Origin of the sequence: Chroococcidiopsis sp. SAG 2025, from assembly GCF_032860985.1 — a bacterium.
GTDB lineage: Bacteria > Cyanobacteriota > Cyanobacteriia > Cyanobacteriales > Chroococcidiopsidaceae > Chroococcidiopsis.
Map to the genome: position 1 here is coordinate 313,771 of NZ_JAOCNC010000001.1, position 26,320 is coordinate 340,090.

Here is a 26,320-nt window from a genome sequence, read left to right on the forward strand (position 1 = left end):
TCGGTCATTTGCCAACCAATGACAAGCGATCGATAACTAACAACAGAGAACTGTCCAATAAAGAACTACTAATTGCTTACATAATATTCTCAAGTTGTAGCTTTGGTCTTGACTTGAGGATTTTTTTCTGCTGCCTTTTCGCTGATATAGTCGTATAGTTCGCGGAATTTGGGAACTGACCGCATTTCCAAACGGCTACCGTTTCTTAAAGTTAGTACCATATCGCCCCATAAACCGAATCCGCGCGGTACTTTCACAATTTTGACAATTTCAGCATAAATGATATCGGTGCGATCGCGCCCCATCCAGCCGCCTGTAACAGAAATACGGCGATTTGTGATGCGGTAGCGCAACCACAATGCCCGTACAATTGCACCAACTGTCAAGGGGATACCAATCAGCGTCAGCCCGATGAGCAAATTAATAATGAGATCCCCGATATGAGGACCACCTTCGTAGTAAACTTCTTCACGAATTCCCATTAAGCACCTCGGCTGCTACCAATAACTGCTCTAATTCTTGCAGAAATTGTTTGGTTACGCACTCCTGCTGCGCTGCTGATGGTTGAACGATAACCACCAGTAACCATCCAGGTGAAATACGGGGCAATAGACAGCGAAAGGCAACCCGCAGTTGTCGCTTAATCCGATTGCGGACGACTGCTTTTTTACTCACTTTTGTGCTAATAGAAATACCGATCCGTGTAGGCGCACCTACTTTATGCGTAGCTGTGGCTAACTTGCCGTCTGCTACTGAGGTTGTGGCATTTTGCATTCGCAAAGCCCTCAAAGTCATGCGATTGCCGTTGCGCCGTATTCCAGCTCGAAATACGGCGCGAAAGTCTTCTCTACTTGAGAGCCGATTTACTTTTGACAAACCCAAATGACCAGTTATCAGTGAAGAAAGGGAGCAGGGAGTAGGGAAGAGTTGTCAGCAGCTAGTTAATTGTCTTTCGCAAAAGCGCCAATTACCAATTACCACTCACTACTGACTGATTCAGTCACTTCTGTTAGGGACTTTAGACAGTGAGGCGGTGACGACCTTTTCTGCGGCGCGCTCTAATCACGTTTTGTCCGTCGGGGGTACGCATCCGAGCGCGAAACCCAGATGTTCTCTTTCTTTTGCGGTTAGTACCTTCCAGCGTGCGTTTCATAAATCTGCTCTCTCAGTTATTCGGAATTTTTAGCTAAAAAAGTCACGATCTGCAATTTTAGCATGAAAACTTCTTAGCTAAGTGAGTAGTGAGTAGCGAGCAGTTACCAGTTACCAGTTACCAGTAATTTCTCCTCTACTCCTCAGCTCCCTCAGCAACCTTGCGCTCCCGATCGCTCCCTCACCTCTCTTCCCCGCGACTCCCTGCTCCCGACTCCCTACTCCCTAATCAACTGATAGTAACGATCCACGTTCCCAGATAGCGCAGTAGCGGTACGTCTCCAGGTGTTTGAATCTGACAGTTAAAGTAGAAAGTACCACCAGAGCTAGGGTTTTTTACGTTCGAGAAGACCAATTCCACTCTGCTACCAGCTGGAACGGGTTCTTTAGGATAAATATCGACTTTATGATTTTCCTTATCCCAAACAACTTCTTGCAAAGGCACTTTATCACCCTTAATCCGTACCTCAATCCGATCGGTGTCAAATTTACCTTTAAAATAGTCTGGGTAGGAAATAGAAAACTGCGATACTGCTAAATTCAGCTTTTTCTGTGGAATTCTCAACCGATAGCGATCCCAGCCGCTAGTTTGTCCGCCAAAGTCTAGTTTGTAGGGGAGTTGATTCTCGCGCTTTACGCCACTCCAGAGAGTAAATCCTGATGTACCCTGAGCGGATGATACAAGGGGCAGCCCAGTTAGTAATAAGCCAGAAACGGCGATCGAGGCAAGTAGGCGACGCATAAAAGCTCCTTCGGACAACAATTGTAATGAGCCGCACTCCTCACAACAAGAATAGTGCGTTACTAAGTCTAATTTACTAGAACTCGCTCGATCTCTACAGACGCTGTGTGTTAGTTATTAGTTGCAGTTGTCAGGGAGCAGGGAGTCGGGAGCGCACGAGTAGGGAGACAAGGGGGAACTCGCTCTTCCCCACGACCGTTCGGCGAAGCCGTTCCCGAAGGGTAGGGAGTGGGGATTAGGGGGCAAAGGGGGACAAGGGAGAGTCGCGGAGCAATTACAAGTCACAAGTCACAAGTCACAAGTCACAATTCAACCCTACACCCTGATAGCGCCAGTTGCTTCAACGGAGGGCGACGAAGTCCGCGATAGCGCCACCTCCAAGACCGCACTGGCTCCCCCACACCCTTTCTTCACTGGTCACCGATCGCTGCTTGCTCAATTACGAATTACAAATTACAAATTACGAAATATAAACTTTTTGTTATAAAAATTGAGTTCTTGAGTCACACAATTGATAGTTGTCTACGCTACAGTCATCAAGATACCTTTTGAGCAAGTTTTATTTAATAGTTTTATCTTAGTTCTAGACAAAACCCGAACAAAACGCAGACTAAATCGGGTGCTATTACAATTGCTTGATATTTAGGAAAAAAGATGACAGCAGGCTTGTCAGTAGAGGTAGTCATTCACTTTCATCTGGCAATTCATAAAAGAAGCTAAAGAGGTAGATCTCAGCTTTGAAGCGCAACATAAGATCGAAAAAATGTGAGGATCGATCGCAAGATCTGCAATTTTTGCATTGTTATGATACCAAAAATAGATTGCAATTGGTAAAAGAGGAGTAGGGAGATTAAGTATTACTCGATCGCGAGAAAACTGCTAACAAAGCGCAAAGATTTGCGATCGCATGAGAGGAAGAATTTAGCTGTTGTGTTAACGGAGAAGTCATGAAAATAGCGGTGGCAAAAGAAATCGAAGTTGGAGAGCGTCGGGTCGCTCTAGTACCAGATGTCGTTGCCCGATTGGTAAAACAAGGTGTAGAGGTGTGGGTAGAAGCGGGAGCTGGCGATCGCGCTTTCTTCTCGGACGCAGCCTACGAAGCCGCAGGAGCCAAAATCGTTAGCGATCCGGGATATCTGTGGTGGGAAGCAGACGTGTTGCTGAAAGTAGGAGTCCCCCAAGAACGCGAAGATGGACGCTCGGAAGTGGAAATGTTGCGGGAAGGAGCTGTCCTCATCAGTTTTCTCAATCCCTTGGGAGAACCTGCGATCGCCAAGCGGCTAGCAGAACGGCGAATTTCCGCCTTTAGCATGGAGATGATCCCCCGCACGACTAGAGCGCAGAGCATGGATGCTTTGTCTTCTCAAGCCTCGATCGCGGGTTACAAAGCAGTGCTAATTGGAGCGGCAGCTTTACCCAAGTACTTTCCCATGTTAACAACAGCGGCGGGGACAATCGCCCCAGCCAAAGTATTCATAATTGGTGCGGGAGTAGCAGGATTACAGGCGATCGCCACTGCAAGACGACTGGGAGCAGTAGTAGAAGCTTTTGATATTCGTCCGGCGGTGAAAGAAGAAGTCCAAAGCTTGGGAGCCAAGTTTGTTGAAGTGCAGTTAGAAGAAGACACTGTAGCTGCTGGCGGCTATGCAAAGGAAGTTTCGGAAATAGCAAAACAGCGCACTCAGGAAGCGATCGCGGAACACGTCAAGCTATCAGACGTAGTGATTACCACCGCACAAGTCCCTGGTAGAAAAGCACCGATCCTCGTGACAGAAGAAATGGTAGCGCAGATGAAGCCAGGTTCGGTAGTTGTCGATTTAGCCGCAGAACAAGGTGGCAACTGTGCTTGCACGGAGCCAGGAAAAGACGTACAGCGCAATGGTGTCACCATCATCGGCACGATCGATCTCCCCTCATCCGTACCCATCCATGCCAGCCAGTTGTATGCCAAAAACCTGCTGTCACTGGTGCAGTTGATGATTAACAAGGAAGATAAAAGCCTTCAGCTCAACTTTGAAGACGACATCATCGATGCAGCCTGTATTACCCACGCTGGAGAAATTCGCAACTCACGGGTAAAGGAAGCCTTGGCAACACTGGTGGGGATTGGTAATGGGTAAAACAAAAGTCAAAAGTTAAAAGTCAGAAGTCAAAAATAATTCCGGCTCCCGACTCCCGACTCCCGACTACCAAAAGGAGGATTAATTCATGACAGAAGCTTTAATTGCTGCTTTATTCGTGTTTGTTTTGGCATCATTTGCGGGATTTGAGGTGATTAATAAAGTCCCGCCAACACTGCACACGCCTTTGATGTCTGGTTCTAACGCAATTTCAGGGATTGCGGTTATCGGTGCTTTGCTGGTTTCTGGTCCCAAGGAATCAAATTTATCAGTGATTTTGGGCTTGATTGCCGTGATTCTAGCCACGATTAACGTCGTCGGTGGTTTTTTAGTCACCGATCGCATGTTGCAAATGTTTAAGAAAAAAGAGGTGAAAGCGTGAGCGATTTTCTGCCAACTGGGATTCAGCTGACTTATTTAGTCGCTGCCTCTTTATTTATTATCGGTTTGAAAAAACTGAGTTCGCCTGCAACAGCGCGTAACGGTAATCTCTTAGCTGCAGTCGGGATGCTTCTAGCGATCGTGGCAACGCTGCTCGACCGCCAGGTGTTGAACTATCAAATGATTGTAGTGGCTTTGGCGATCGGTTCGGCAATAGGTGCGATCGCGGCTTACAAAGTCCAAATGACTGAAATGCCTCAAATGGTAGGCTTGCTCAACGGTTTAGGCGGTGCTGCTTCTGCTTTAGTGGCAGTTGCCGAGTTTTGGCGACTGTTGGGAACTGCCGAACCAGTGCCGCTCGATGCCAATATCTCCATGCTGCTAGATGTCTTTATCGGTGGCATCACCTTCACGGGTAGTATGCTGGCTTTTGCCAAGCTACAAGGACTTATCAGTGGTTCCCCGATTACATTTCCCTTGCAGCAACCAATCAACGCTCTGCTGCTAATTAGTTACATCGTAGGTAGCGGCTTTTTGTTGGTCGATCCGACTAATTTACCCGTATTTTTGGGATTAGTCGCTGTTTCCCTGGTTCTAGGGGTTATGTTCGTCGTCCCCATCGGTGGAGGCGATATGCCTGTGGTGATTTCGCTGTTGAACTCCTTTTCCGGTTTAGCAGCAGGTGCGGCTGGTTTCGTAGTCATGAACAACGTGCTGATCATCTCTGGTGCTTTGGTAGGCGCTTCGGGATTGATCCTGACGGAGATCATGTGTAAAGCGATGAACCGCTCCCTGATTAGCGTTTTATTCGGTGCTTTTGGTGGCGGTGGCTCGGCTAGTGGTGCAGGTGGTGCTGCCGCAGGCGATCAAACTACCCGTTCTGTAGATGCTGAAGAAGCCGCAATGATGTTGGGTTATGCTCGTTCTGTAGTGATCGTTCCTGGTTACGGCATGGCAGTAGCTCAAGCACAGCACACCGTTCGGGAGCTTGCCGATCAACTAGACAGATTGGGTGTAGAAGTCAAATATGCCATTCATCCTGTAGCGGGACGGATGCCGGGACACATGAACGTGTTGTTGGCAGAAGCAAACGTGCCTTACACCCAGTTGTACGACATGGATGATATCAACCCCCAGTTCGATCAAACTGATGTGGCTTTGGTAATTGGTGCAAACGATGTTGTCAATCCTGCCGCACGGCACGATACTGCGAGTCCGATTTATGGAATGCCGATTTTAGAAGTAGACAGGGCAAAGCATACAATCGTGATTAAGCGAGGCATGAGTACGGGTTTTGCAGGGGTAGACAACGAGTTATTCTACAAAGACAAAACCATGATGTTTTTTGGTAGTGCTAAAGATGCCGTAGCGAAGTTAGTCTCGGAAGTGAAGCATCTGTAGGAATTTGAAATTTTGGTTCTTGCGCAGCCGAAGGCAAATTTCACAATAATTGGTTTCATGTAGGGGCGCACACCTGTGCGCCCCTAAATATTGCCCCCCTACATGTTGTGTTTGGATAAATTCATGGGGAATGGATCTAATTTTCGTCAGCGAGTTTTAGTCTGTCAAAACCGTACTTGTCGCAAGCAAGGTGCGCGTAAGGTACTAGCAGCATTTCAAGCGCAGTTAGTTCCTGGGGTGGAAGTTGTGAGTAGTGCTTGCTTGGGACAATGCGGTATGGGACCGATGGTATTAGTCTTACCAGAAGAGGTTTGGTATTGCGGGGTACGTGCTGATGAAGTTTTGGCGATCGCCCAACGCCACCTTAGAGAGGGGAAACCCGTCACGACTATGCTGTACAAAAAGTTTCATCATTAGCAGTTAATACCATCAGAAGTTAATACCATGCATCAACTTCCCAATCGCAAACCCGTCAGTGTCTGGAATTATAAGCCTTGGTGGTGTCAGCCTTGGTCGATTTTCCTTACAGGTGTAACGCTCATTAGCGGTAGTTGGTTGTTACTGAAAACTTGGTGGCTGACGATTCTCGTTGCCATACCCGTACTCACCTGGATGACTTTTTTTCTCTTCATTTACCCTAGATTAGTCATACAAGATGGTATTTTGGACGCATTGCCACCTAACGACGAATAGACTGCGATCGCGGTGGCAAGCGATCGAACAAAAACACTGACGCAGCGTCAAGTTAGCATGGGAGCAATTTTGCCATCCCTGGCAAACTGTATATGGAACAAACGCATCTGGATTGGTTAATCGAGCTGATCGAGCGAGAATTACTGCCTGGATTACAGATTGACAGCATCGAACCCCACAACCCTGTAGTCGTCACTAAAGTTCCTTCCCCTTGGCAATTACTAGGAACGGGGAATTATGCCGCAGTATTCTATCACCCCAGCCAGCCAGATCGAGTCGTGAAAGTCTATGCGCCCTATCGTCCAGGTTGGACGGAGGAAGTAGAAGTTTACCAACGTTTGGGTTCCCATCCTGCTTTCTCGGAATGTTTATACGCTGAGGAAGGCTGGCTAATCATGAAACGGTTGTATGGCATGACTCTTTACGACTGTATGCATAAAGGAATACCAATTCCAAAGCAAGTGATTAAAGACATCGACGCAGCTTTAGATTATGCCCGCAAGCGCGAACTGCATCCTCACGATGTCCACGGTCGGAATATTATGATGTGGGAAGGTAGGGGGTTTGTGGTAGATGTGTCTGATTTCTTGCATAAAGAGGCTTGCTCGGCATGGCAAGATTTGAAGAAAGCTTACTACTGGTTGTATCTACCGATTCTTTGTCCGCTGCGGCTGCGAATGCCTTATTTTATTTTAAATATCGTGCGCAAGTTCTACCGTTTTTATCGACGCTTGTAATATGTCAAATCCCCTCCGTCGTTTAAAATTCTTACCGTGGCGATCGCTATTCCTACTTTCTAGTCTTGTAACTCTAATAGTTGTCGTTATAGATTTCTTATTTCTCGTCGGCTCTGACTTATCACCAGCGCTAGCACGGGTTATTGACTTAATGTATGGTGGCAGCTTGGGTGTGTTGGTACAATTTGCTGGCGTTGTCGGGGTTGGAGTCTTAGCAGTTTACTTATTAGAAAAATTTTTCGCCAATATTACCGCAAATGCTTCTGTGTTGTGGGCTTTGGTATTTTGTTTGACCCTATGCTTGTTAGTGAGGTCATTCCTACCCATTCCCGAAAGACTAGTCAATATATACAACAATGAAATGCAACTAATTGCTATTGTCATTGGAGTATTTTGGAAAGGTCGTCCTTATTGGCGATAGGGTGTGTAATTGTTCGTACACCAGGAGGGAAAGTAGTGAAGGTAGGATTTCTCGGCACTGGGTTGATGGGACTGCCGATGGCACAAAGGTTGTTAGCTGCCAACATAGAGCTAGTTGCCTACAATCGTACCCCAGAAAAATTAGCTCCGCTCAAATCGGCTGGCGTGGCGATCGCAACTCGTCCAGATGAGGTTTTAGCTGCCTGCGAGTGTATTATTTTGATGCTGACCGACGCTCATGCTATTCGAGATGTTTTATTATCTCCAGCCTCCCAACAACACTTATCGGGACGCACCATCATCCAAATGGGAACTATTACTCCCACCGATAGCAAAGAAATTCAGCAAGAAGTCACTGCTGCTGGAGGCGATTACCTTGAAGCACCCGTACTAGGAAGTATTCCCGAAGCAAAAGCTGGAAAATTAATTGTGATGGTAGGGAGTTCGCCAGCACTGTTTCAGCGATGGTTAAATTTGCTACAAAACTTCGGTTCCGAACCGTTGCATATCGGTGCTGTCGGGAGTGCGGCGGCTGTGAAACTAGCACTCAATCAACTCATAGCCTCTCTCACCAGTGCTTTCGCCCTGAGTTTAAGTTTAATCGAGCGTCAGGGAATTGATGTGGAAATTTTCATGCGAATCCTTCGTCAAAGCGCCCTTTACGCCCCCACATTTGATAAAAAGCTACAGCGAATGCTCGATCGCAATTACGACAATCCCAATTTTCCCACCAAGCATTTACTCAAAGATACCAATTTATTTATTTCCGAAGCGCGATCGCTAGGACTCAGTATCAATCATTTAGAAGGAGTCCGGCAAATTTTAGAAATTGCCATCAAGCGAGGCTTAGCTGATACAGACTATTCTGCCTTATACTCTGCGATCGCGACTTCAGATAATTCTTGATTAATCCAAACTTCAGTTGCAGATGGCAAATTGAATCTGACACATCTACGTCATATTTGGCAGTCATACTAGACCGTAATGCGATCGCAAACAGGATACACAAGCGCGATCTTCTTTGCGCCTCTGCGTCTTTGCGCGACACAAATCTTACCTTAAATTATCCGCTAGTACCTTACGCTTGTCGGAGGCTAGAGAAATGCTGAGAACGAAAATGATGCGGATGATAGTCACAGCTTGTTGTGTAGCAATCTTCATGGCTACTTGGACAAGCACGGCAATGGCACACCACGGATGGAGCGAATACGATAATAGCAAAACGCTCAACCTCTCAGGAAAAATTCAAGCAATAGGCTACGATAACCCACACGTTGTCTTACAATTGCAAACCAAAGAGCAAGTATGGGAAGCCGTCCTCGCGCCACCTTCGCGACTGCAAAACCGAGGACTACCACTAAAGAAATTGCAGGTTGGGGAAACGGTTAATGTCGTAGGCTATCCTCACCGTAGCGAGAAAAATGAGATGCGAGCAGAGCAAATTATAGTCGATGAAAAAACTATACCGCTACGCTAGAACAGTATGCTTGAGCATCAAAGCTGGTTGACTTGGCTGCAAGAGAGTGCCTTGTCTGCGGCAATGCGACAGTGGGCGTGGCTCTATCCAATTGTCGAAACTTGGCATATTATCAGCTTTGCCATTCTAGTTGGAGCGATCGCCATGTTCGACCTGCGGTTGCTAGGCTTTTCCCGCCATTTGCTAGTGACTGACATGGCAGGGCATCTTTTACCCTGGACTTACATCAGTTTTGGCTCTGCCCTCTTGACAGGTTTCCTCTTATTTGCATCTGAAGCGGAAGCGCTCGCGGCTAATCCTGCCTTTCGTCTAAAGTTAGGGGCGATCGCCCTTGCTGGGATGAATGCAGCTGCGTTTCACCTTTATTATTCCAAGTCAATTCAACGGTGGAATCGACGTGTTCGAGTGCCAGTCGGAGTGAGAGCGATCGCCATCTTCTCCCTCTTGCTCTGGGCTGTGACGATCGTTTGCGGTCGTCTGATTGCTTATATTTAGTGGTGCGTGGTACGTGAAGCAAGGGTGTAGGGTGTGGGGTGTGGAGTTTGTAGTATTCTCTCCCTCAGCTCCCTCAGCCTCCTCAGCTCCTTCAGTTCTCTTTTCCCTGCTCCCTGCTCCCTGCTCCCTGCTCCCTGTTATTAGGCAACCAAACAGTAAAAATAGAGCCTGTACCCAGAGTCGATTCAACCTCAATCCGACCTTGGTGGAGTTCGACGAGTTGCTTAGTCAAAGCTAAACCCAATCCCGTCCCATCGGAACGACGCTGGTAAGGAGAATCGAGTTGTTGGAATTTTTCAAAAATCAGAGGTAAATGTTCTTCAGCAATGCCAATTCCCGTATCTTCTACTTGAATTACGGCAAAGTCATTCTCGCTCCAAATTCTTAAAGTCGCCTCTCCGCCTTCAGGAGTAAATTTAATCGCGTTACTGAGTAGATTCCATAAGATTTGACTGACTCGTTGGGGATCGGCAAAAAGCCGATAGTCGGGAGAGATTTTGAGATCGAGCATGATATTAACTGCTTGGCGCGTTGCTCGATCGCTCAGCGATCGCAAGCTGGCTTCCGCTAGTTGCGCTAGAGCAAATTCGCTTAAATTTAAAACTGCCTTGCCTGACTCAAACTGCGTCAGTTCTAAAATGTCGTTGATGAGTGCTAGAAGATGTTCGCCACTATCGTGAATTGTTTGCAGGAACTGACGTTGGCGCTGACTCATTTCTCCTAAAGGCCAACGTAGTAAGGTAGATGACATCCCGATGACACTAGTGAGGGGAGTGCGTAATTCATGGCTCATCGTAGCGAGAAATTCACTTTTAGCGCGGCTAGCTGCTTGAGCTGCAAGTAGAGCGTCATGCAATGCTTGTGTCCGCTCGATCACTCTTTGTTCTAGGGTTTGTTTTTCCAGCTTCAGCGATCGCATTAACTCTTCTTGATAGATTGCGAGCGCCAGTTGTTCGGCTATTCGCCGCAGTAAATTTTTCTCATTTTCCTGCCAAGAGCGGGGTTCGTAGCATTGGTGTGCGATGAGTAAACCCCAAAGTTGTTGCTGAAATACAATTGGAGCGATTAGCTTGGCTCGTACCTGAATTTTCTGCAAAAAGGCAAGCAAGCAAGACGATAAAACATAAGCTTTGTCAACATCTGCGATCGCCAGCGTAAAACCTTGGCGATATTTCTCCCAACATCCAGAAGCGGGAACGAAGCAATTTTCTTCTCGATAATTGAGTACGGAATCAATTGACTTGCTAGCACGGGCTTCGTAGATGACACAACCTTGAGTCGAGAATGCGGAATGCGGAATGCGGAATGCGGAATCGAAGATTCCCTGCTCCCTGCTCCCTGCTCCCTGCTCCCCGATAACTGATTCTTGCTGCTCAAATTGATAGACTACTAGGCGATCGACTTGCAAAAACTCTCGGACTCGTTCTACTACATTTGAGATGATGATGGGTAATTCCAAACTTTGACGGATCTGAGTTGTCACTTGGTTGAGCAAACGCTCGTGGGCAATTTGTTGGTGCAAAGCCTCTTCTACAGGTTGGCAGACCGAAACAAAAGGGTAAATCGACTCTTGTTCGTCATTTTGGTGCGAGCTTGGGGCTAGCACGGATAGCAACATTAATGTAAATTTCCCTTGAAGGGTAGCGTTGTTGGGTTGAATGACTTGGCTGTATCGAGCTAGAGTAGCGCGGGCAAGAGAATTATCTTCTAAGCAGCCGTTTAGGTGTTGCAAAAATTCGGCGATCGCTTCTGGCTCAAATGTTAATTTGGCATTGAGTAATTCTGAGTTTCGCTCGTGCAGTGTAACGTAAGCTTCTGTATCAAATTCTGAATTGACTGAGTTTAAAATTATTGACTCTTTCAGTGTAAGATCTTCTCTATGTCTCCTGGCTCCTGCCTCCAGTCTTCTTTCTGCTACTAGCAAAGCGCTAAATTGTTGTGACACGACTAATGTAAACTTATCTGTCGCTTCAAGTCGTGTCGGAATTGAAACCAGTGCTTCTTCCGTAACTATCAAAGCTTCATTTCCCAATTCTTGAGCCATCTGTTGAAGAAGTTGCCCTAATTGCTGAAAAATTGTCAGGGGCAAAAGTTGATGGAAGCTCAAGTCCTGAGAACTAGACATTTTCGCAGATTGAGATAGATAAGATTTGGATGATAGGCTAAGAAAGTTTTCCCATGCAGCTTAACCACTAGTCTAAGCCGAACAGAGAGTTATATGCATCGTATCAGTACCACCCCTGGAGATTGGAATCCTCAAGCTAATGGTGTCGCTTTATTTGCACAAACTCCAGCTCCTTTGGTGTTTCTTACTGCTACCGATACCGATATTCAAACTTTGGCAGCAGCAGTGACTCAGTTACCGAGGGACTTTCCCACTTTTCGAGTTGCTAATTTGCTGCAATTACAGCAACAGATTGTTATAGATACTTATGCAGAAGACGTTTTAGAAAAAGCTCAAGTTATTATACTACGGCTTTTGGGGGGACGATCGTATTGGTCTTATGGTTTAGAAGTGGTGCGGGAAACAGCACGGCGGACTGGTGCAGCACTTATAGTTATCCCGGGAGATGACGCGATCGACCCCGATTTAATCGCACATTCGACTGTTCCGTTAGCAGTGGGAGATCGACTGTGGCGATACTTTCTAGAAGGTGGAGTAGAAAATGCCATCAATGCTCTGCTATTCACTGCCGATTTCTGCCTTCATACTTCATACAATTCTCAACCTCCACAGGTGGTTCCGCGTGTAGGGTTATATGGGTGGAAGGGAGTCGGAGACAAAATTCAAAATTCAAAATTCAAAATTCAAAATGGGGACAAGGGGGACAAGGGAGCTAGGGGTGAGCAACCAATTACCAACTACCAATTACCAACTACCAACTACCAATTACCAAAAATTGGCATTCTGTTCTACCGCGCTCACTATTTGGCAGGTAATACGGGTGTAATTGACGATCTTTGTCAAGCATTAGTAGCTAGAAATCTATTACCAGTACCAGTTTTCGTTTCTTCGCTACGCGATCCACAAGTGCAAGCAGATGTTCTATCTTACTTCCAGCCTAAAGATGAGCTAGAAATTCAAGTCTTATTAAATACAACAAGTTTTTCTCTATCACGTGTTTCCCCGACTCCCGATTTCCGACTCCCGACTCCCCCTAACTTGTGGCAACAACTAGATATACCAATACTGCAAGTTATTTTTAGTAGCAGTTCAATTTCAACCTGGGAGACAAGTTCTCAAGGGCTATCGCCACGGGATATCGGCATGAATGTAGCACTACCAGAAGTAGATGGGCGCATTATTAGCCGTGCTGTGTCGTTTAAAGCAGTACAGAGCTGGAATGCAGCTTTAGAGACGAATGTAGTCGTTTACGAGTCGGTGCGCGATCGCCTGGAATTTGTTGCTGAACTAACTCAGCGTTGGGTGCAGCTGCGTTCTCGTCCGCCAGCAGCACGCAAAATCGCTCTCATTTTGGCAAACTACCCCAATCGTGACGGACGTTTGGCAAACGGAGTCGGGTTAGATACTCCTGCTAGTTGTATAGAAATTCTCAAATCGCTCCAGCAAGCGGGATATCAAGTAGAAAATCTACCGCAAACTGGAGACGAACTGATCCAACGCCTGACATCTGGAGTGACAAACGATCCTGATAGTCAGTGGCGATCGCTTCCACAGCAATTGAGCTGGCAAGAGTATCAACAATATTTTGCCACCCTTCCTGAAGCAGTGCAGCCGGGGATTGTGAGTCGATGGGGGAAAGGGAGCAGGGACGAGCTGGGAGCAGAGAATAGGGAAGAAGCAACTCCCAACTCCCAACTACCAACTACCCATTACTCATTACCAATTCCAGGCATTCAACTCGGTAACGTCTTCGTGGGTATTCAACCAGCACGGGGATACGATCGCGACCCGGCGTTAAATTACCATGCGCCTGACTTAGAACCACCGCATACTTATTTGGCTTTTTATTATTGGATTCGACAGCATTTTGGTGCTGACGCGATCGTACATGTAGGCAAGCACGGTAATTTGGAATGGCTCCCAGGTAAAAGTGTGGCGCTATCAAGTCAGTGTTATCCTGAAATTGCTTTAGGTGCTATGCCCCATTTCTACCCGTTTATCGTCAACGATCCTGGGGAGGGTTCGCAAGCAAAACGCCGCGCCCAAGCAGTCATTATCGACCATTTAACGCCTCCGATGACGCGGGCAGAACTCTACGGAGCGCTACACCAATTAGAAAGTTTAGTTGACGAGTATTACGAAGCTCAAAGTCTAGATCCGACTCGATTGCCAGCCATTAACAATCGCATTTGGCAATTAATTGTCCAAGAAAATTTACATTTAGACTTAGGCATGGAGCGGGAGTCGGGAGTCGTAGAGGCGGGTTTTTTTGAAGAGCCTTGTGAAAAACAAACAGTTCTGCAATTAAACCCGCCCGTACAGGAGTCGGAGAAAAGAGCTGGGGAAGCTGAGGGAGAAAAAAACCAATTACCAACTACGAATTACCCATTACCAATTAACCAACTCGACGGTTATTTATGCGAACTCAAAGAAGCTCAAATTCGCGATGGTTTACATATATTTGGGCAATGCCCGCAAGGAGAACAATTACGAGATTTAATTGTAGCGATCGCTCGTCAACCTAATTCCTACCAGCCAGGGATCGCCCGCGCAATTGCTCAAGCCTGGGAATTGGATTTCGATCCCCTCACGGCAGATTTCAGCACTCAACTTTCAGAAACAAGCGCTCGAATTTTATCAGCAAAAACTCAAACACCCTGTCATACAATTGGCGATGCGATCGAGGTGTTAGAACAGTATGCGGCTGAGTTGGTGGAAGTATTGATTGGGGAATCGGGAGTCGGGAGTCGGGAGTCGGAGAAAAGAGCTGCTCTTGAGCTGGGGAGGCTCTCGGGAGCTGAGGGAGAAAAAACCCAATTACCCATTACCCATTACCCATTACCAATTACCAATACAATAAACTGGATTCGCGATCGCCTCTTACCCGCTTTAGCACAGACTCAACAGGAAATTACCAATTTACTACGCGGTTTGGATGGGCGCTACGTTCCTAGTGGGGCATCGGGTGCGCCGACGAGAGGTCGTCCAGAAGTATTACCAACAGGAAAAAATTTTTACTCGGTGGATATCCGTGCCATTCCGACAGAAACAGCATGGGATATCGGACGTAAAGCATCTGAAGCTTTAATCGAACGCTACACGCAGGAAAACGGAGAATATCCCAAAACTCTTGGTTTGTCGATTTGGGGAACTTCTACCATGCGGACTGGGGGAGATGACATTGCTGAGGCTTTGGCTTTGTTGGGAGTCCGTCCGGTATGGGATGGGGTTTCTCGGCGGGTGGTAGATTTTGAAATTTTGCCGCTATCGGTGTTGGCGCGTCCGCGCGTGGATGTGACTTTAAGAATTTCTGGTTTTTTCCGCGATGCTTTTCCTAATTTAATCGATCTGTTTGACAGTGCCGTTATTGCCGTGTCTCAGTTGGACGAACCGCCAGCACAAAATCCCCTTGCTGCCAAAGTGAAACACGAAACCCAGTTTTGGTACTCGGCGGGATTGACACCCGAACAGGCAAAAGAGCGATCGCTTTACCGTGTTTTTGGTTCTAAACCAGGGGCTTATGGAGCTGGGTTACAAGGATTAATTGAAGCGCAAAATTGGACGGGCGATCGCGATTTAGCTCATGCTTATATTAATTGGAGTTGCTACGCTTATTCCCGTAATTCAGAAGGACGAGCCGCCCCAGAAGCATTCGAGCAACGTTTGGGTGAAATGCAAATTGTCTTGCACAACCAAGACAATCGCGAACACGATCTGCTCGATTCTGACGATTACTATCAATTTCAAGGTGGTTTAACTGTTGCCGTGCGCGCCGTTCGCGGTAAAAATCCTCAGACATATTTTGGTGACAATTCTATTCCGGCAAACCCTCGCATTCGTCATTTAAAAGAAGAAATTGCCAAGGTATATCGTTCCCGCGTCGTTAATCCGAAGTGGATTGCTGGGGTGATGCGTCACGGTTATAAAGGGGCTTTTGAAATGGCAGCAACAGTAGATTATTTATTTGCCTACGATGCTACAGCTCATTGCGTTGAAGATTATATGTATCAAGGCATTGCCGAAGCTTATTTATTCGATTCAGCCGTCCAAGACTTCGTGCAACAAAAAAATCCTTGGGCATTGCGAGATATGGCAGAAAGGTTAATTGAAGCCAAACAGCGAGGATTGTGGCAAGTGACACCAGAGATTATAGATAAGTTACGAGCGATCGCCCATCAAGCAGAAGGAGCGATCGAAGAAAAGTAACGAGATTTCATGTCTAGCTTGGGGCGACTGCAAGTCGCAACTACACGGACAAAACCTGCCTGCGCAGGTTAAACTCTCAGTCCGCGCAGGCGGAGAGAGTTTGTCCAGTTTCGCAAATTCTATTCGCCCCGACTCGATAAGCTGTCACACATTTAACTTGCATTATCAGTGCAATCAAATCGCTTGCCACGAGCTGGCTTAAACATTTTGACTTTTAACTTTTAATTTGACTTACTTATCAACTTTTTTATCGTCTTTTTCATCGTCCGTAATGGATCGATCTGTATTGCCCAAACAACACTGGATAAGGCTTGAGACTTTTGCCCCATCCGATAGGACATCAGGGCGTGTTCGTAGACAAAATTGGCAAACATCTGCGGATGGGCGCGAAAAACTGCCTTATGCTTGTCAATCAAACGTTGAAAGCTTTCCTGACGCAAATTCGTATTGCGAGACACCCGCGCCCCTGGATGCTCGTAAAGTTGATAGGTGACAATAGGTAAACCCAAGATCGAACAGATGGGATTCAGCCGCAAAAAAAGCTCGGTATGGACGCGGGAACGAAATGTTTCATCCCAGCCTCCTATCTGTAAGATCGCATCCCGTTCCACCACTAAAGTTTGTTTGGTGTTGTAAGATTTGCCTGGTTCCAAAACTTCTAAAGCAAAATGACAGCCGCGGGGACGACTGGGAGGCGGGAGGCGAGTTTCTAGAATTTTACCTGTATCATCTACCACGTCGATCCCAGAAATAACGCCGACAGGTGGAGGTAAAGTTGCTTTAGCGATCGCCTCTAAGGATACAGCTGCCATCTCGGGTAAAAGACAGTCATCGTCATCTAAATAGGCAATCCAGCGCCCTTGCGCTGCTTCCGTACCTACATTCCGCGCTCCCGCACCCCCGCGAGCCTGAGATAAACGAATTATTCGCAAACGCGGATCTGCTGGTAAATCCACCGGTTGGGTGGAAGCATCGTCAACGACAATGACTTCGAGATCTGCCATTGTTTGCGATAAAGCACTTTGCACTGCACGCGGTAATAGTTGCGGGCGATCGCGTGTCGGTATGATGATACTGAGTTTTGGCATCTTAGTTTGTAGAAAAAATCAATGCTTCCATCCATTCCCAAGAGATAAAAACTCGTTCTCCCTCTTTGTAGGGGCTAGTTCCGCGTCGCCGCAGTTCCGTGACGTGGAAATTGAGTCCGATCGCCTGAACTAAATAACTCGTAGCATAACCGAAGTATTGACTTTGAATAATTGTGGCTGCATAACCAATGTCGGCAAGATTTAGGCAAATATTTTCTGGACGCACGACTAATCGTACTGCATTACCAGGAGAAATCGCTGCGGTCGTTCCTTCAACAACTGTTCCTTCAACATTGCTGTCTCGCCAATTTGGACTCTTCCTCGCTGCCCATCTACACTTAACAACACGCCATCGAGAAAATTTGCCCGTCCGATAAATTCAGCAACGTATAAGTCGGCGGGCTGTTCGTAGACTTCTAAAGGCGTGCCGACTTGTAATAACTTGCCAGATTTCAAAATCGCCACGCGATCGCTCAACGCTAGGGCTTCTTCTTGGTCGTGGGTGATATAAATAAAGCTAATTCCCGTCTGACGTTGGAGTTGTTTCAATTCCTGCCGCAGTTCCATCCGAATTTTGGCATCCAAAGCTGAAAGCGGTTCGTCTAAAAGTAATACGTCAGGGCGATCGACAATTGCCCGTGCTAAAGCTACCCGTTGTTTTTGTCCGCCGGAAAGTTGAGAAGGTAGCCTCTGTGCCATTTCTGCGAGTTGGACGAGTTTCAAAGCTTCCGTAACTCGTTGGCTAATTTCTGCCACAGGCGATCGCTTTGCCTGCAAAGCATAACCCACATTCTCAAATACCGATAGGTGGGGAAACAAGGCGTAGTCCTGAAACACCGTATGGACGTTACGTTTATAGGCAGGCAGACGACTCACATCTTTGCCCCCAATGTAAATACAGCCAGTATCGGGGGTTTCAAAACCGCCAATCAGCCGCAATAAAGTTGTTTTTCCCGAACCAGAAGCCCCCAGCAGCGTGAAAAATTCTCCTTGCTGCACGTCGAGACTGACAGATTGCACGGCTTGGACTTTACTGTAAATCTTACTGACGTTTTCTAAAGCAACTTGAGTCACGCTAGATGTTAATTGTCAATAGCTTATCGTATTACTCTACACCTGATGAATTGGTAGCTGGAATGGCAATAACAGAGATAATTTTCTCATTATCCTTAATTTCGCGGAGGCGATCGCCCGTACCTTCTTTGCCCCACTTGCCTATTTTATCTACAGGTAGGCGCACGATCCGTTGATTGCTGGTGAGCAAAGCGACCTCACTTATTGTTGCCGATATAATTCCTGCTAGCCGATCCGATTTGCTGCTAAAAGCCAAAGCTTGAGTTGGAATATCGCCGCGATTGCCTTGACGCAATACATGGGCGGGTATTCGCTTCGCATATCCTTCTTGGGTGACGAGCAACAAATTAGTTTTGAGATCGTCTATTGCTACGCCGCCAACCATTTCTTCTTGTTTCCGCAGCCGCAAGCCTTGCATTCCCATTGCCGTGCGTCCTAGAATTGGCAGTTGCTCGTCATCTATACCAAACCTTAACAGCCTACCTCCCGCTGAAGCGAGGATCAAAAATTGTCCCGGCTCGATCGGTTGCACGCCTAACAAGCGGTCTTCATCCTTGAACTTCACCACCGTCAAACCGCGATTAGTCAGATTTTGTAACTCCGATGCAGCTAAGCGCTTCACTCGTCCTAATTGAGTCATGAACAGCGCTTGGATGTTTTCTGTTTCTGCGGGTAATAACAGTTGAGTTACAATACTTTCCGTACCGTTAGCAGCCGATCCTGGCAGCAAACCGATCAATGGCGTACCCCGTAGCGATCGCCCGCTACTAGGAGGAATATCGCCCACCTGCAACGGGTAAACCTTTCCACCACTGGTAAACACGACTAAATTCTCATCTGTCTTAGCGGTTGCGGTTTGAATCACAAAGTCATTTTCCATCAAACCGTTGTCTGACTTCGGCTTCCTTCCTGGCTTATTACCATTAACAGCTAACCTCCTGACATACCCTTTTTGGGTAAACTCTAAAGCCACTTCTTCTTCTTCTGGTGGGGTGTGGGGTGTGGGGTGTAGGGTGGGGTGTACCCTGTTCCTCCACCGCTTCCTGAGAGCCAATGCGAGTCCGGCGAGAGTCGGCAAATTTACGTCTGAGCGATCGCAAATCTTTTTTCAATGCTTTTAATAACTCGTGGCGATCTCTTAACAACCGTCGCAAAGTTTGAATTTGCTCGCTGAGAGATTCAAATTCAGTTTGCAGGTTCTTTTGTTCTAAACCCGTCAGGCGACGCATGGGCATTGCTAAGATTGCATCGGCTTGGGCTTCGCTCAATTGCAACTCATTTTGCAGGGTGATTTTAGCCGTACTACCATCGCTTGCCTGCCGCAAAATTGCAATGACTTCATCCAGGTGGGATAAAGCTGTTAGCAACCCTTCTACCAAATGCGCGCGACTTTCGGCGCGATTCAAGTCGTGAGTGTAACGCCGAATCAGGGTTTGCTCGCGGAAATTTAAAAATTCTTGTAATAACTGTCTTAAGGAAAGTTGACGCGGTTGTTGATCTACTAAAGCGAGGAAAATTGCCCCAAAATTTGTTTGCAGGGAAGTGTGATGGTACAACTGGCGCAAAACAACCTGCGGATCGGCATCTCGTTTGAGTTCTATCACCACCCGCATCCCTTGGCGATCGCTTTCATCTCGCAAGTCGCCAATGCCCTCAATCCTACCCTGATTAACTAATTCCGCGACTTTTTCGATCCAACCTGCTTTATTAACTTGATAGGGTAATTCTGTCACGACGATCGCTGTCGTGCGGCGCGATCGCTTGACTCCAGTTTGAATTTCTTCAATTTGAGCAATCCCTCTGACGGTAATACTACCCCGTCCAGTGGTGTAAGCTTCGCGAATTCCCGTACTGCCAATAATTTCGCCCCCAGTGGGAAAGTCGGGTCCAGGGATTAACTCAAATAGCTTGTCGTCCGATAATTCTGGTTGGTCGATCAGGGTAACTAAACCATCGATGATTTCTCCCAAATTATGGGGAGGAATATTTGTCGCCATCCCCACAGCAATTCCTGACGCACCATTGAGCAGTAAAAACGGTAGTTGGGCTGGTAATACGACTGGTTCTTGTTGGGAATTGTCGAAGTTGCCAATAAAATCGACCGTTTCTTCGCCAATTTCAGTCAGCATCGCCTCATTCCCAACTGGTGCGAGGCGAGTCTCGGTATAACGCATTGCTGCTGGTGGGTCGTTATCTACCGAACCGAAGTTACCGTGTCCCGCCAGTAAGGGATAGCGGCTGGAAAAGTCTTGTACGAGACGGACTAAAGCATCGTATACCGCTTGGTCGCCGTGGGGATGATACTTACCGAGTACGTCACCTACTACCCTGGCGCACTTACGATAAGGGCGATCGGGAGTTAAACCCAATTCATGCATGGCATATAAAATTCGCCTGTGAACTGGTTTTAAGCCATCACGTACGTCTGGTAATGCCCGCCCTACAATTACGCTCATGGCATATTCCAGATAAGACCGTTGCATTTCTGTATGCAGGGCTGTGGGAATCACCTGTCCCGCTGGGAGAAGGTTTAATTGTTTTGCCATGAGTGATGTTTCCTAGTTGATAACGACAAACGCCAAAAATTTAATAGTATCTTTACAAAGCTTACCCTCAGCATCCTAATTTATTTGCTTACGAAAAGATACTAATAGTAGCCGATGAGTAATTCCCAGTATTATTCTGGATTAGCGACGATCGCGCTTAAATTTCAATTTACCCACTCCTGTTTTTTCACTTTAAGTATGCAATTCTACTCAAGGAAAATTTTATTCGTACCTTAACAACAGCCAGAGAATGCTGTCATAGCTTACGTCCGCTGTCAATTTAATATGCAATCTCCTGTAACAAAGTTATGATGAAAACCGTTTTGATTGTAGAGGATGACCCTATAAATGCTCGCGTTTTTGCCAAAATTTTGACAAAACGTGGTGGCTTGGAGACAAAGCATACGGAAAATGTAGAAGAGGTCATGGAGATTGCGACATCTGGACAAGTCGATATTATTTTGATGGATGTTTCTCTTTCACGCAGCGTTTATCAGGGTAAAGCAGTGGATGGGATCAAAATTACCCAAATGCTGAAGGCAAATCCGCAAACTGCTAAGTTACCAATTATCCTCGTCACAGCCCACGTCATGGAAGGCGATCGCGAAAACTTTCTGCGCCAAAGCGGTGCAGACGGTTACATTTCAAAACCAGTCGTGGATCACCAGCAGTTTGTCGAACAAATTTGGGCGATGCTGCCGAAAGAATAGGGAGCAGGGAGCAGGGAGCAGGAAGCAGGGAGTGAGTTGCAGTCCTTGAACTCTCTGTTTTTTATCTTAATACAGATGTACTAAATAAAAGTACGAAAAGAAACCGCGAATGCACTCAGGCGCGATCGCGGCGAAGAAAGAATGGCAAAGAGCGAAGTCGCAAGTTGAAAACTCCCTCTTCTCCCTACTCCCTACTCCCTACAAACTTCCCAACACTTCCCTAGCAGCGGCTAAAGTCTGCTCTACATCCGCATCGGTGTGAGCTAAAGAGGTAAAGCCAGCTTCAAATTGAGAAGGCGCGAGATAGATTCCTCGCTCTAACATCCCGCGATAGAAACGGCTGAATTTGATTAAATCTGCCTTTTTAGCGTCTTCGTAATTATGTACTGGTCCTTCGGTAAAGAAGAAGCCAAACATCCCGCTAATTTGCCCGCCACAAGCGGCGTGTCCTGTTTCTTTGGCAACTTGCAGCATTCCATCAGCTAACTTTTTCGTGATGCGATCGAGCGCTTCGTACGTCCCAGGTTTTTGCAGTAATTCCAAAGTTTTAATCCCTGCTGTCATCGCTAAGGGATTACCAGAAAGCGTTCCAGCCTGATAGACGGGACCCGCTGGGGCAATCATGGACATGATATCTTTGCGTCCGCCATAAGCGCCTACAGGCAAACCGCCACCGATAATTTTACCCAGCGTAGTTAAGTCAGGAGTGATGCCAAATCTCTCTTGAGCGCCACCGTAGGCAATGCGAAAGCCTGTCATTACTTCGTCAAATACGAGCAATGCACCGCGATCGCGGGTAATTTCTCGCAATCCTTCCAAAAAGCCCGCGTCGGGAGAAATAAAGCCTGCATTACCGACAACTGGCTCTAAAATGACCCCCGCAATTTCATCAGGGTTTTCTTCAAATAAAGCTTTGACTGTTTCTAGATCGTTGTAAGGCGCAGTGAGAGTGTTGCTTGTAGCAGATTTAGGCACTCCAGGGGAATCTGGTAAGCCGAGGGTAGCAACCCCAGAACCGGCTTTAACCAGAAACATATCGGCATGACCGTGATAGCAGCCTTCAAACTTGATAATCTTATCTAGTCCTGTAAAAGCTCGCATCAAGCGCAGGACTGCCATACAAGCTTCCGTACCGGAGTTGACGAAGCGTACCATTTCAATGCTAGGGACGGCATCAACGACCATCTCCGCTAGCACGTTTTCCAAAACAGAAGGCGCACCGAAGCTCGTACCTTTTTCTAAGGCGGCGTGTAAAGCAGCGATCACCTCTGGATGAGCGTGTCCGCAAATGGCGGGACCCCAAGTCCCGACATAATCGATGTATTTATTGCCATCTACATCCCAAATGTATGCTCCCTCAACGCGATCAAATACGATCGGCTGTCCGCCTACAGATTTAAAAGCTCGGACTGGAGAACTAACGCCCCCAGGCATGAGTTTCTGAGCAGCGGCAAAAATCTCTTCTGATTTGGTGGTTTTAATGCTGGTATTAACCAAGGTTCTCTCCTAAGTTGAATATTAAAACTCTGTCTTTTGGGGTTTGTGCGCTCAATTCAAAACACCTAATGTAATAAATTACACGATAAAAAAAGAATAAAATTATGTTATACCGAACCAATCAAGATTTACCTGCGGAAATCCGCGATCGCTTATCTGAAGCAGCACAAGATTTGTATCGAGCTGCTTACAATTCAACCATCCAATGGTATGGAGAAACAACACAAGCTCATAAAGCAGCTCTAACTGCCGTAAAGATCTATTCTGCCAGAAATTTAGTCACAAGTGTTTAGAGTTTAGAAATGAGTAGCGAGTAGCGAGCAATGGTAAGAAGCCAGAGGCGAGGGGTAAGGGGTAAGGGGTAAGAGGTCATAGGTAAGAGATAATTAACTAGACCACTTACTGATAACTCCTCTTCACTACTCACTACTCACTCTGTTTATGTCCTCCAATCCAGAATTAAATTCTTTTGCTCAAGCTATTCCGCTGGATGAAATTCGCTACGACGAGCGGGGGTTAGTACCAGCCATCGTCCAAGATTATTTGGATGGTACGGTGTTAATGCTGGCGTGGATGAATCGCGAGTCATTAAAAAAAACGTTAGACACGGGGGAAACTTGGTTTTGGAGTCGTTCCCGTACAGAACTATGGCATAAAGGAGCGACATCAGGACACATCCAGAAAGTGCGATCGCTCCGTTACGATTGCGATAGCGATGCAATTCTCATCAGTGCCGAACAAATCGGTGATATTGCTTGCCATACAGGGGAACGGAGTTGTTTTCACCGCGAAGACGGACAGATTGTTCCACCATCGGCAGACACTCTGTCTCAATTGTTTGCCATCATTAGCGATCGCCGCGATAATCCCCAAGAAGGTTCTTACACTTGCAAGCTCTTAGCAGGGGGAGACAATAAAATTTTAAAGAAAATTGGCGAGGAGTCGGCTGAAGTAGTGATGGCATTTAAAGACGACGAACCAGAGGCGATCGCGGGGGAAGTGGCAGATTTGCTATACCATACTTTAGTTGCCCTAGCACATCACCACGTTGATTTGAAAGACGTTTACCGCAAACTCCAACAGCGCCGCCGTTAAGCAGTGACCAGTTATTTTTCTCCCTCAGCTTCCTCCGCTCTCTTCTTCCCGACTCCCGACTCCCGACTCCCTGATAACTGAATCAAGCGGTTCTCCACATTCCCATTCTCGTTCTTGCCGCAGTTACAAAAGCGTGAAAGATCCGATATTGGGATGAATCTTGAATAGACATTTCAGGATGCCATTGTAGCGCGATCGCCCAAGGATGATTTCCGTGTTCTAAGGCTTCGATGACTCCATCCGGTGCTTTTGCCGCAATCCGCCACTCAGAGGGAATAGTACCAACTGCTTGATGATGCCAAGAAACGACAGGTACTTCTAACGTGCCGACAATTTGAGCTAGGTGAGTATCTGGAGCAATTTTTACAGTATGCTCGGTAGAAAGCGTTTGGTCAGCTCGATGGGCTATAACTTCGCCAAACTCATCGGGTAAGTGAGGAATCAGGCTGCCACCAGTAGCTACCACTAGTATTTCTAAGCCGCGACAAATACCTAAAATTGGTATTTCAGTAGCCAAAGCCAATTGCGCTAGAGAAATTTCCGAGCGATCGCGTTCTGAGTCGATATTGTAAATCGTAGGATGAGACACCCCATTATACATGTCGGGATCGATATCACCCCCACCAGAAAAAACCAAACCATCTAACTGAGCAAACACGGCGGCTAGGTTAGGTTCTCCGGCTGGAATTAGTATCGGTACGCCTCCTGCTGAGCGTACTGCTTCTACATAGAATTTAGATAGAGAGAAATTACCGGTAAGCATCTGTCCCGATGTGGTGATGCCAATGAGAGGTGGCTGGAACTGCATCGTGCGTTTTACTTACTGTTTTTCTAATTTGAGGTGCGATCGCGGCATTCTGCTATTCTGCCATCCCTGTTGCTATTTTGCCCGATCGTCGCGAGTAAGTTGGTAACACTGCTTACTTCATATATAGCTGTAGGATAGGCAAAAGCCCACCCATCAATTAAAACTCCGCACTTAATGGCGCACGGGGGAAGGGAATGACATCGCGAATATTACCCATACCCGTCATAAACTGAACCAACCTTTCAAACCCCAAACCAAAGCCAGCATGAGGGACAGTACCGTAACGGCGCAAGTCTAAATACCACCACAAATCGTCAGGATTTATATCTTGAGCCTGCATCCGTTTTTCCAAAACATCTAACCGTTCTTCCCGTTGAGAACCACCAATAATCTCACCAATCTTAGGTGCGAGAACATCCATGGCACGAACGGTTTTGTCATCGTCGTTCACCCGCATATAAAAGGCTTTAATCTGCTTCGGATAATCGATAACGATAACTGGTTTCTTGAATAACTCTTCCGCTAAATAACGTTCGTGTTCCGATTGTAAATCTAATCCCCACTCAACCGGATATTCAAAGATTTTTGTGGCTTTTTCTAACTGCGCGATTGCCTCTGTATAAGTAATTCGTTCAAATTGGTTATTGATAATATTATCAGCCGTTGCCAACACAGAATCATCAATTCGCTGATTGAAAAATTCCATATCTTCTGGACAAGTTTCTAAAACATATTTGAAGATCTGCTTCAAAAATGCTTCTACTAAATCCATATTTCCCACTAAATCGCAAAAAGCCATTTCTGGCTCAACCATCCAAAATTCGGCTAAATGTCGGGAAGTATTAGAATTTTCTGCCCGAAATGTAGGACCAAATGTGTAGACGTTGCTAAACGCCATCGCCATGACTTCAGCTTCTAATTGTCCGCTGACAGTTAAAAAAGCTTGTCCGCCGAAAAAATCTTGGCTGTAATCGATTTTGCCATTTTCAGTCTGCGGAATCTGCTTGAGATCCAAACTCGTAACTGTAAATAGTTCCCCCGCGCCTTCGCAGTCATTACGGGTAATCACAGGGGTGTGAACCCACAAAAAACCCCGTTCTTGAAAGAACTGATGGATCGCCGTTGCACAGGCATTACGGACGCGAAAAACTGCCCCTAATGAGTTGGTACGCGCTCGCAAATGTCCGATTGTCCGCAAAAATTCAAATGAGTGGCGTTTTTTCTGCAATGGGTATGTTTCGGGATCGGCATCACCAAACACTTTTACGGTTTCGGCTTGCAATTCAATTCTTTGCCCTTTACCTTGAGAAGGCACGAGTACACCGCTAATTTCTACCGAAGCACCGGTATTAATCTGCTTCAGAGTTGCTTCGTAGTGTGGCATTTCCGCCTTCAGTACCGCTTGCAAACTTGCCAAAGACGATCCATCGTTCACTTCCACAAACGCAAAGCCTTTCAAATCGCGTTTGGTGCGCACCCAACCCTGAACTGTCACAGACTCATCTGGTTGTCCGTTGCGTAAAATTTCAATAATGCGTCGCTTCATCATTTTA

The 26,320-nt window shown here is 46.6% G+C and carries 25 protein-coding genes and 1 pseudogene; 14 read left to right on the forward strand and 12 right to left on the reverse strand.

Features of this window, described 5'->3' with window-relative positions; genetic code table 11:
- Positions 1–89 precede the first annotated feature (89 nt).
- From N4J56_RS01500 to N4J56_RS01515, 4 genes are all read right to left on the reverse strand, one after another.
- Complete coding sequence (locus N4J56_RS01500; protein ID WP_039714946.1) at positions 90–482, reverse strand: PH domain-containing protein; 393 nt, start codon at positions 480–482, stop codon at positions 90–92.
- Positions 469–882, reverse strand: coding sequence for a ribonuclease P protein component (gene rnpA / locus N4J56_RS01505; RefSeq protein ID WP_410500291.1), 414 nt, complete (start codon positions 880–882; stop codon positions 469–471). Before rnpA ends, N4J56_RS01500 begins: the two co-directional genes overlap by 14 nt.
- 136 nt (positions 883–1,018) lie before the next feature.
- Entirely contained in the window at positions 1,019–1,153 is a 135-nt protein-coding gene (gene rpmH / locus N4J56_RS01510; protein ID WP_015152367.1) for a 50S ribosomal protein L34, read from the reverse strand.
- Positions 1,154–1,381: 228 nt separating this feature from the next.
- The gene (locus N4J56_RS01515) at positions 1,382–1,894 is read right to left on the reverse strand and encodes a DUF2808 domain-containing protein (protein ID WP_015152368.1); all 513 of its coding nucleotides are present in this window, start codon (positions 1,892–1,894) and stop codon (positions 1,382–1,384) included.
- A 947-nt stretch (positions 1,895–2,841) separates the two neighbouring features.
- Here N4J56_RS01515 and N4J56_RS01520 point away from each other — a divergent pair.
- The 10 genes from N4J56_RS01520 (at position 2,842) to N4J56_RS01565 (ending at position 9,618) form a co-directional block, all read left to right on the forward strand.
- Positions 2,842–4,014: a Re/Si-specific NAD(P)(+) transhydrogenase subunit alpha gene (locus N4J56_RS01520; RefSeq protein WP_317104825.1), complete on the forward strand. Its 1,173-nt coding sequence runs from the start codon at positions 2,842–2,844 to the stop codon at positions 4,012–4,014.
- 88 nt (positions 4,015–4,102) lie between these two features.
- Positions 4,103–4,396: an NAD(P) transhydrogenase subunit alpha gene (locus tag N4J56_RS01525; RefSeq protein ID WP_317104826.1), complete on the forward strand. Its 294-nt coding sequence runs from the start codon at positions 4,103–4,105 to the stop codon at positions 4,394–4,396.
- Positions 4,393–5,796 carry an NAD(P)(+) transhydrogenase (Re/Si-specific) subunit beta gene (locus tag N4J56_RS01530; RefSeq protein ID WP_317104827.1) on the forward strand — a complete coding sequence of 468 codons (1,404 nt, stop codon included), beginning with the start codon at positions 4,393–4,395 and terminating at the stop codon, positions 5,794–5,796. Before N4J56_RS01525 ends, N4J56_RS01530 begins: the two co-directional genes overlap by 4 nt.
- A 123-nt stretch (positions 5,797–5,919) precedes the next feature.
- Entirely contained in the window at positions 5,920–6,213 is a 294-nt protein-coding gene (locus N4J56_RS01535) for a (2Fe-2S) ferredoxin domain-containing protein (RefSeq protein ID WP_317104828.1), read from the forward strand.
- 27 nt (positions 6,214–6,240) lie between these two features.
- A complete protein-coding gene (locus tag N4J56_RS01540; RefSeq protein WP_317104829.1) occupies positions 6,241–6,489 on the forward strand; it encodes a DUF6737 family protein in 249 nt (82 codons plus the stop codon).
- Positions 6,490–6,581: 92 nt separating this feature from the next.
- Positions 6,582–7,226 carry a serine/threonine protein kinase gene (locus N4J56_RS01545; protein WP_317104830.1) on the forward strand — a complete coding sequence of 215 codons (645 nt, stop codon included), beginning with the start codon at positions 6,582–6,584 and terminating at the stop codon, positions 7,224–7,226.
- Between the two features lies 1 nt (position 7,227).
- On the forward strand, positions 7,228–7,647 hold the full coding sequence (locus tag N4J56_RS01550; protein ID WP_317104831.1) for a peptide chain release factor 1: 420 nt from the start codon (positions 7,228–7,230) through the stop codon (positions 7,645–7,647).
- A gap of 35 nt (positions 7,648–7,682) precedes the next feature.
- Positions 7,683–8,552: an NAD(P)-dependent oxidoreductase gene (locus N4J56_RS01555; RefSeq protein ID WP_317104832.1), complete on the forward strand. Its 870-nt coding sequence runs from the start codon at positions 7,683–7,685 to the stop codon at positions 8,550–8,552.
- Between the two features lie 196 nt (positions 8,553–8,748).
- On the forward strand, positions 8,749–9,123 hold the full coding sequence (locus tag N4J56_RS01560; RefSeq protein ID WP_317104833.1) for a DUF6152 family protein: 375 nt from the start codon (positions 8,749–8,751) through the stop codon (positions 9,121–9,123).
- Between the two features lie 6 nt (positions 9,124–9,129).
- Positions 9,130–9,618, forward strand: coding sequence for a hypothetical protein (locus tag N4J56_RS01565; RefSeq protein WP_317104834.1), 489 nt, complete (start codon positions 9,130–9,132; stop codon positions 9,616–9,618).
- Positions 9,619–9,709: 91 nt separating this feature from the next.
- Here the strand turns inward: N4J56_RS01565 and N4J56_RS01570 are convergent, their stop codons facing one another.
- Positions 9,710–11,743, reverse strand: a complete 2,034-nt coding sequence (locus N4J56_RS01570) for a GAF domain-containing sensor histidine kinase (RefSeq protein ID WP_317104835.1) — start codon at positions 11,741–11,743, stop codon at positions 9,710–9,712.
- A 93-nt stretch (positions 11,744–11,836) separates the two neighbouring features.
- Between N4J56_RS01570 and cobN the strand changes: the two genes are divergently transcribed.
- Entirely contained in the window at positions 11,837–15,949 is a 4,113-nt protein-coding gene (gene cobN, locus N4J56_RS01575) for a cobaltochelatase subunit CobN (protein ID WP_317104836.1), read from the forward strand.
- A gap of 221 nt (positions 15,950–16,170) precedes the next feature.
- On the opposite strand, the gene N4J56_RS01580 is transcribed toward cobN, so the two are convergent.
- From N4J56_RS01580 to gyrA, 4 genes and pseudogenes are all read right to left on the reverse strand, one after another.
- The gene (locus N4J56_RS01580) at positions 16,171–17,037 is read right to left on the reverse strand and encodes a glycosyltransferase family 2 protein (protein ID WP_317104837.1); all 867 of its coding nucleotides are present in this window, start codon (positions 17,035–17,037) and stop codon (positions 16,171–16,173) included.
- Position 17,038: 1 nt separating this feature from the next.
- Positions 17,039–17,263 carry a TOBE domain-containing protein gene (locus N4J56_RS01585; protein WP_317104838.1) on the reverse strand — a complete coding sequence of 75 codons (225 nt, stop codon included), beginning with the start codon at positions 17,261–17,263 and terminating at the stop codon, positions 17,039–17,041.
- Between the two features lie 2 nt (positions 17,264–17,265).
- Positions 17,266–18,111, reverse strand: coding sequence for an ABC transporter ATP-binding protein (locus N4J56_RS01590; RefSeq protein WP_317104839.1), 846 nt, complete (start codon positions 18,109–18,111; stop codon positions 17,266–17,268).
- A gap of 31 nt (positions 18,112–18,142) precedes the next feature.
- Positions 18,143–20,657 (reverse strand): annotated as a pseudogene (gyrA, locus tag N4J56_RS40720) (DNA gyrase subunit A).
- 311 nt (positions 20,658–20,968) lie between these two features.
- On the opposite strand from gyrA, the gene N4J56_RS01605 reads away from it, so the two are divergent.
- Positions 20,969–21,367 (forward strand): response regulator, encoded by a 399-nt coding sequence (locus N4J56_RS01605; RefSeq protein WP_039717305.1) that lies wholly within the window; start codon positions 20,969–20,971, stop codon positions 21,365–21,367.
- Between the two features lie 198 nt (positions 21,368–21,565).
- Here the strand turns inward: N4J56_RS01605 and hemL are convergent, their stop codons facing one another.
- Positions 21,566–22,864, reverse strand: coding sequence for a glutamate-1-semialdehyde 2,1-aminomutase (gene hemL / locus N4J56_RS01610; RefSeq protein ID WP_317104842.1), 1,299 nt, complete (start codon positions 22,862–22,864; stop codon positions 21,566–21,568).
- Positions 22,865–22,968: 104 nt separating this feature from the next.
- Between hemL and N4J56_RS01615 the strand changes: the two genes are divergently transcribed.
- Both N4J56_RS01615 and hisIE read left to right on the forward strand, forming a co-directional pair.
- Positions 22,969–23,157: a ChaB family protein gene (locus N4J56_RS01615; protein WP_192158008.1), complete on the forward strand. Its 189-nt coding sequence runs from the start codon at positions 22,969–22,971 to the stop codon at positions 23,155–23,157.
- A 148-nt stretch (positions 23,158–23,305) separates the two neighbouring features.
- Positions 23,306–23,959, forward strand: coding sequence for a bifunctional phosphoribosyl-AMP cyclohydrolase/phosphoribosyl-ATP diphosphatase HisIE (gene hisIE / locus N4J56_RS01620; RefSeq protein ID WP_317104843.1), 654 nt, complete (start codon positions 23,306–23,308; stop codon positions 23,957–23,959).
- Positions 23,960–24,041: 82 nt separating this feature from the next.
- Here the strand turns inward: hisIE and N4J56_RS01625 are convergent, their stop codons facing one another.
- A complete protein-coding gene (locus N4J56_RS01625) occupies positions 24,042–24,767 on the reverse strand; it encodes a gamma-glutamyl-gamma-aminobutyrate hydrolase family protein (RefSeq protein ID WP_317104844.1) in 726 nt (241 codons plus the stop codon).
- Between the two features lie 157 nt (positions 24,768–24,924).
- Positions 24,925–26,316: an asparagine--tRNA ligase gene (gene asnS / locus N4J56_RS01630; RefSeq protein ID WP_317104845.1), complete on the reverse strand. Its 1,392-nt coding sequence runs from the start codon at positions 26,314–26,316 to the stop codon at positions 24,925–24,927.
- Positions 26,317–26,320: the final 4 nt, after the last annotated feature.

Coding starts and splice junctions, on each gene's coding strand:
- N4J56_RS01520 (WP_317104825.1), top strand. CDS start 2,842: ATGAAAATAGCGGTGGCAAAAGAAATCGAAGTTGGAGAGCGTCGGGTC.
- N4J56_RS01560 (WP_317104833.1), top strand. CDS start 8,749: ATGCTGAGAACGAAAATGATGCGGATGATAGTCACAGCTTGTTGTGTA.
- N4J56_RS01605 (WP_039717305.1), top strand. CDS start 20,969: ATGAAAACCGTTTTGATTGTAGAGGATGACCCTATAAATGCTCGCGTT.
- N4J56_RS01515 (WP_015152368.1), bottom strand. CDS start 1,894: ATGCGTCGCCTACTTGCCTCGATCGCCGTTTCTGGCTTATTACTAACT.
- N4J56_RS01550 (WP_317104831.1), top strand. CDS start 7,228: ATGTCAAATCCCCTCCGTCGTTTAAAATTCTTACCGTGGCGATCGCTA.
- N4J56_RS01535 (WP_317104828.1), top strand. CDS start 5,920: ATGGGGAATGGATCTAATTTTCGTCAGCGAGTTTTAGTCTGTCAAAAC.
- N4J56_RS01525 (WP_317104826.1), top strand. CDS start 4,103: ATGACAGAAGCTTTAATTGCTGCTTTATTCGTGTTTGTTTTGGCATCA.
- N4J56_RS01615 (WP_192158008.1), top strand. CDS start 22,969: ATGTTATACCGAACCAATCAAGATTTACCTGCGGAAATCCGCGATCGC.
- N4J56_RS01565 (WP_317104834.1), top strand. CDS start 9,130: ATGCTTGAGCATCAAAGCTGGTTGACTTGGCTGCAAGAGAGTGCCTTG.
- N4J56_RS01540 (WP_317104829.1), top strand. CDS start 6,241: ATGCATCAACTTCCCAATCGCAAACCCGTCAGTGTCTGGAATTATAAG.
- hisIE (WP_317104843.1), top strand. CDS start 23,306: ATGTCCTCCAATCCAGAATTAAATTCTTTTGCTCAAGCTATTCCGCTG.
- N4J56_RS01570 (WP_317104835.1), bottom strand. CDS start 11,743: ATGTCTAGTTCTCAGGACTTGAGCTTCCATCAACTTTTGCCCCTGACA.
- N4J56_RS01545 (WP_317104830.1), top strand. CDS start 6,582: ATGGAACAAACGCATCTGGATTGGTTAATCGAGCTGATCGAGCGAGAA.
- asnS (WP_317104845.1), bottom strand. CDS start 26,316: ATGATGAAGCGACGCATTATTGAAATTTTACGCAACGGACAACCAGAT.
- cobN (WP_317104836.1), top strand. CDS start 11,837: ATGCATCGTATCAGTACCACCCCTGGAGATTGGAATCCTCAAGCTAAT.
- rpmH (WP_015152367.1), bottom strand. CDS start 1,153: ATGAAACGCACGCTGGAAGGTACTAACCGCAAAAGAAAGAGAACATCT.
- N4J56_RS01500 (WP_039714946.1), bottom strand. CDS start 482: ATGGGAATTCGTGAAGAAGTTTACTACGAAGGTGGTCCTCATATCGGG.
- N4J56_RS01580 (WP_317104837.1), bottom strand. CDS start 17,037: ATGCCAAAACTCAGTATCATCATACCGACACGCGATCGCCCGCAACTA.
- N4J56_RS01625 (WP_317104844.1), bottom strand. CDS start 24,767: ATGCAGTTCCAGCCACCTCTCATTGGCATCACCACATCGGGACAGATG.